The organism is Vibrio sp. 10N.222.48.A3 (assembly GCF_041475345.1).
In the GTDB taxonomy this organism is placed as follows: Bacteria; Pseudomonadota; Gammaproteobacteria; order Enterobacterales; family Vibrionaceae; genus Vibrio; species Vibrio tasmaniensis_A.
Genome location: NZ_JBFRVX010001082.1, coordinates 1 through 5,809 on the forward strand (window position 1 = coordinate 1; position 5,809 = coordinate 5,809).

The following is a 5,809-nucleotide window of genomic DNA, read 5'->3' on the forward strand; positions in this document are numbered from 1 at the left end:
GGCCCTTCTTCTAGGTGCTGGTTTGGCAGTGGCTGCCACTTCTACTCTTTCTATCGCTGCTGAAGTTCCAGCAGGTACAGAACTAGCAAAAGTTCAGGAACTTGTTCGCGGTAACGGTACTGAAGTTGCGACTATCGACCCACACAAATCTCAAGGTGTACCAGAATCTCACGTAATTCGTGATCTTCTAGAAGGTCTAGTGAACCAGGACGGTGAAGGTAATACTATCCCTGGTGTTGCTGAGAGCTGGGAAACGACAGACAACAAAACATTCACTTTCCATCTACGCAAAGATGCAAAATGGTCTAACGGCGATCCTGTAACAGCTGAAGATTTCGTTTACAGCTGGAAACGTGCAGTTGATCCTGCCACTGCTTCTCCATACGCTTGGTACATGGAATATACCAAGATGGTGAATGCGAAAGACATCGTAGCGGGTAAGAAAGACAAGAGTGAGCTAGGCGTTAAAGCTGTAGATGCAAACACACTTGTTGTTGAATTAGAAACAGCGGTACCATACTTCGTAATGATGATGGGCCACACAACAGTGAAGCCAGTACACAAAGCAACTGTTGAAAAATTCGGTGACCAATGGACCAAGCCGGGTAACTTCGTAGGTAACGGCGCATTCTCTGTTGATAAGTGGGTTGTTAACGAACGTCTAGTTCTAAAGCGTAACGACCAATACTGGAACAACGACAAAACTGTTCTAAACAAAGTAACCTTCCTACCAATCGAAAACCAAGTTGCGGAAATGAACCGTTTCTTATCTGGTGAAATCGACTTCACAAATGAACTTCCAACTGAGCACTTCAAGCGTCTTAAGAAAGAGCACGCAGAAGACGTATCTGTAGCTGGTAACTTGTGTACTTACTACTACATCTTCAACACGAAGAAAGCTCCATTTGATGACGTTCGCGTACGTAAGGCTATCTCTTACGCAATTGACCGTGACATCGTGACTGGCGCTATCTTAGCGCAAGGTCAAAAACCAGCATATTTCCTGACGCCTGAAATCACGGCGGGCTTCGATCCTGAGCTTCCTCAGTACGGTACAATGTCTCAAAAAGAACGTAACGTAGAAGCGGCACGTCTTCTTGAAGAAGCGGGCTACGGCAAAGACAATCCACTAAACTTCAACCTACTGTACAACACTTCTGAAAACCACAAGAAGATTGCTGTAGCACTAGGTTCTATGTGGAAGAAAACACTGGGTCTTAAAGTTACACTTGAAAACCAAGAGTGGAAAACTTACCTATCTTCTAAAGATTCTGGTGACTTCGAAGTAGCTCGTGCTGGTTGGTGTGGTGACTACAATGAAGCGTCGTCATTCCTAACGCTAATGAAGAGTAACAACACTACCGGTGGTGTTCACTACGACAGCGCGGCTTACGATCAAATCATTGATAAAGCACTGAACTCGACTTCAGAAGAAGAGCGTAAAGCACTTTACCTTGAAGCTGAGGCGCTAATGGCTAACGATATGCCTATCGCACCTATCTACCAATACGTGAAATCACGTCTACTAAATCCGCACGTTGGTGGCTTCCCTACTAATAACGCGGAAGATAAGATCTTCTCGAAAGACTTATACATCAAGGCTCAATAAGCTTCGATTCTAAAAGTTAATATAACTATAACGATACAGACACTACATGCGTAATACGCGCATGTAGCGTCTTTCTAATTTTAATTGTCACAGACTGAAAGAGTGAGTTTATGCTTAAATTCATTATGAAAAGGATATTTGAAGCGATTCCAACGATGTTGGTGTTGATCACTATATCTTTCTTTCTCATGCGTTTCGCACCGGGTAACCCGTTTTCAAGCGAGCGTCCATTACCGCCAGAAGTTATGGCTAACATCGAAGCTAAATACGGCTTAGATAAACCAGTATTTGAACAGTACACCACGTACTTAACCAACATCCTTCAGGGTGATTTTGGTCCATCTTTCAAATATCAAGATTACACAGTAAATGAGCTGATTGCTGTAGCACTTCCAGTATCTGCGAAGGTAGGCTTCGTTGCCTTTATCTTTACGCTAATTATGGGGGTCACCGTCGGCACTATAGCCGCGTTGAAGCACAATACCTGGGTCGACTACACCATAATGTCGACAGCCATGCTCGGGGTGGTGATGCCATCCTTCGTGTTGGCACCAGCGCTTATTTACCTTTTCTCCCTGCACTGGAATATATTCCCAGCAGGTGGTTGGCATGGCGGCACCTTCGTGTACATCGTGCTACCTGTTATTGCGATGTCTCTTCTATATGTAGCAACCTTTGCTCGTATCACTCGCGGTAGCATGATTGAAACGTTAAACAGTAACTTTATCCGTACTGCTCGTGCTAAAGGTCTAAGTTACCGTTATATCGTTCTTAAACATGCGCTTAAGCCAGCAATGCTACCTGTTGTGTCATACATGGGACCTGCGTTCGTAGGTATCATCACAGGTTCAGTTGTTGTTGAAACCATCTTTGGTCTACCGGGAATCGGTAAGCTGTTTGTTAACGCCGCGTTTAACCGTGACTACTCGTTAGTAATGGGTGTAACCATTTTGATTGGTTTCCTATTCATCTTGTTCAACGCTATCGTTGATATTTTACTAGCGCTTATTGACCCGAAAATTCGCTACTAGCAGGGACGCATGGTTATGTTGAAGAAAAAAGAAAACTTAGAAGCGATCGAAAAATTCTCTGAGAATTTGGAAATTGAAGGTCGTAGTTTGTGGCAAGATGCGCGTATTCGTTTTATGCGCAACAAAGCGGCAATGATCAGTCTGTTCATTCTAATTATCATGGTGCTTTCGGTAATCTTCTTACCTATGTTGGCGCAGCATGCTTACGATGATACTGACTGGTACGCAATGCACGTAGGCCCAAATGCGGATCACTGGTTTGGTACCGACAGTTTAGGTCGTGACTTATACGTTCGTACAATGATTGGCGGCCGTATTTCTCTGATGGTTGGTGTGATGGGCGCATTTGTAGCGGTACTGATTGGTACGCTTTACGGTGCAGCTTCAGGTTTCATTGGCGGTCGTACTGACCGAGTGATGATGCGTATCCTAGAGATCTTGTACGCAGTACCATTCATGTTCCTTGTGATCGTACTGGTAACATTCTTTGGTCGTAATATTGTACTTATCTTTGTTGCTATCGGTGCTATTGCTTGGCTCGATATGGCACGAATCGTACGTGGTCAAACGTTGAGTCTACGTAGCAAAGAATTCATCGAGGCTGCTCACGTATGTGGTGTAAGTAAATGGAAGATCATTACACGTCATATCGTACCGAATGTATTGGGTATTGTTGCGGTTTACTCGACGCTACTTATTCCGAGCATGATCCTTACTGAATCATTCTTATCTTTCCTTGGTCTTGGTGTTCAAGAGCCTATGACAAGTTGGGGCGCGCTATTACAAGAAGGCTCGCAAACAATGGAAGTTGCTATTTGGCAATTGGCATTCCCAGCGGCATTCATGGTAGTTACGCTGTTCTGCTTTAACTACGTAGGTGATGGTCTGCGCGACGCGCTTGATCCAAAAGACAGATAAAGAAATAGCAAATAAAAATACAAAAGCTATAAAAGATTGAAGGAAGCAATGATGAGCTTATTAGATGTCAAAGATCTGCGCGTCGAATTTACCACGCAAGATGGTATCGTAACCGCAGTAAACGACTTGAACTTCTCACTTAACCAAGGCGAAACGCTGGGTATTGTTGGTGAGTCGGGTTCAGGTAAATCACAAACGGTATTTGCACTGATGGGGCTGCTGGCTAAGAACGGCATCATCTCAGGTAGCGCAAAGTTTGAAGGCAATGAAATTCTTAACCTGCCTGAAAAAGAGCTGAACAAAGTACGTGCTGAACAGATCGCGATGATCTTCCAAGATCCAATGACGTCACTGAATCCTTACATGAAAGTATGTGATCAGCTGATGGAAGTACTGATGCTGCATAAAGGCATGGGTAAAGCAGAAGCGTTCGAAGAATCAGTTCGTATGCTGGAAGCGGTGAAAATCCCTGAAGCACGCAAGCGCATCACTATGTACCCGCACGAGTTTTCGGGCGGTATGCGTCAGCGTGTGATGATCGCAATGGCACTGCTGTGTCGCCCTAAATTGCTTATCGCTGATGAACCAACAACGGCACTGGATGTAACCATTCAAGCGCAAATTATGGAATTGCTGAACGAACTTAAAGATGAGTTCAATACGGCAATCATCATGATCACCCATGATTTGGGTGTTGTTGCTGGCTCATGTGACAAAGTACTGGTGATGTACGCAGGTCGTACAATGGAATATGGCACGGTTGATGAAATCTTCTACGAGCCAAGCCACCCTTATGCGGAAGGCCTGCTTAAAGCAATTCCTCGTTTGGATACCGAAGGTGAAATTCTACCGACGATTCCAGGTAACCCACCTAACTTACTTCGCCTACCAACAGGTTGTCCTTACCAAGACCGTTGTCACCGTGTAATGGACCGTTGTAAGCAAGAAGCACCGATTTTGCAGCCATTTGCTAAAGACCGTCAGCGTGCTTGTTTTTCAGACTGGGAGACTTGGACAAAATGAGTAAAGAATTACTATTAGATATTAAAGACCTAAAAGTTCACTTTAGCATTGCGGCTAAGTCTGCTTGGCCTTGGGCGAAACCATCAAACCTTAAAGCAGTCGATGGTGTTGATGTTCATCTTTACGAAGGCGAAACGCTAGGTGTGGTAGGTGAGTCTGGTTGTGGTAAGTCGACTTTTGCACGCGCAATTATCGGTTTGGTTGAAGCGACTGAAGGGCAAGTGATGTGGTTAGGTCAAGACCTAACTAAGATGCAGGAAGTGAAGCGTCGTGAGACTCGTAAAGAGATTCAGATGATCTTCCAAGACCCGCTAGCGTCGCTTAACCCACGTATGTCAGTAGGCGATATCATTGCTGAGCCTCTAGAGACTTTCTTCCCTGAACTTTCTAAACAAGAAGTAAAGGACAGAGTTAAAGAGATGATGGCAAAGGTTGGCCTATTACCAAACGTAATCAACCGTTACCCACATGAATTCTCTGGTGGTCAGTGTCAGCGTATTGGTATTGCACGTGCGCTTATCTTGAAACCTAAGATGATCATCTGTGATGAACCTGTTTCTGCACTGGATGTATCTATCCAAGCTCAAGTAGTTAACCTTCTTAAGGAGCTACAAAAAGAGTTAGGTTTGTCTTTGGTATTCATCGCGCACGATTTGTCAGTGGTTAAACACATCTCTGACCGTGTCTTGGTGATGTACCTAGGTAACGCGGTAGAGCTTGGTGAATCAGACGCCTTGTTCTCTGACCCTAAGCACCCGTACACCAAAGCGTTGATGTCTGCAGTTCCGATTCCAGATCCTCGTCTAGAGCGCAACAAAACGATTCAGATGTTGGAAGGCGATTTACCTTCACCAATCAATCCACCGTCAGGTTGTGTGTTCCGTACACGTTGCCCACAAGCAACAGAGGCTTGTGCGCAAACTAAGCCAACTATTCAAGGCGATGACGTTCACGCAGTATCTTGCTTGCACGTACAAGTCTAGAGCCTATTTAAAACGGTTCAGCCTGTGACAGGCTTAAGCGCGACTAGTTATTAGAGTCGCGCTTTTTTTGTGTCTAAAGTTCCATATTAAATAAGCTTCATCAAATAATTTGAACAACTAAGCCAACTTCTTCTAGTTTAGAAAAAGTTGGCTTTTTTTATACTAATACCAATCGTAGTAAATAACTGCTCATCCTAGCTTGTTAAAACGCTCGATAACGGCGTTAGAATTTTTGATTGTAGAAT

The 5,809-nt window shown here is 44.3% G+C and carries 5 protein-coding genes; all 5 read left to right on the top strand.

The features are described 5' to 3' along the window. A partial coding sequence (locus AB4653_RS23815; RefSeq protein WP_372105483.1) for an ABC transporter substrate-binding protein occupies positions 1–1,609 on the top strand: 1,609 nt, incomplete at its 5' end. Positions 1,610–1,719: 110 nt separating this feature from the next. Beyond that, complete coding sequence (gene oppB, locus AB4653_RS23820) at positions 1,720–2,640, top strand: oligopeptide ABC transporter permease OppB (protein ID WP_009848637.1); 921 nt, start codon at positions 1,720–1,722, stop codon at positions 2,638–2,640. Between the two features lie 15 nt (positions 2,641–2,655). After that, positions 2,656–3,558, top strand: a complete 903-nt coding sequence (gene oppC / locus AB4653_RS23825; protein ID WP_009848636.1) for an oligopeptide ABC transporter permease OppC — start codon at positions 2,656–2,658, stop codon at positions 3,556–3,558. 51 nt (positions 3,559–3,609) lie between these two features. Continuing rightward, entirely contained in the window at positions 3,610–4,581 is a 972-nt protein-coding gene (locus AB4653_RS23830; protein ID WP_009848635.1) for an ABC transporter ATP-binding protein, read from the top strand. Beyond that, on the top strand, positions 4,578–5,564 hold the full coding sequence (gene oppF, locus AB4653_RS23835) for a murein tripeptide/oligopeptide ABC transporter ATP binding protein OppF (RefSeq protein ID WP_009848634.1): 987 nt from the start codon (positions 4,578–4,580) through the stop codon (positions 5,562–5,564). The genes AB4653_RS23830 and oppF overlap by 4 nt, the downstream gene beginning before the upstream one ends. The last annotated feature ends 245 nt before the right edge of the window (positions 5,565–5,809 follow it).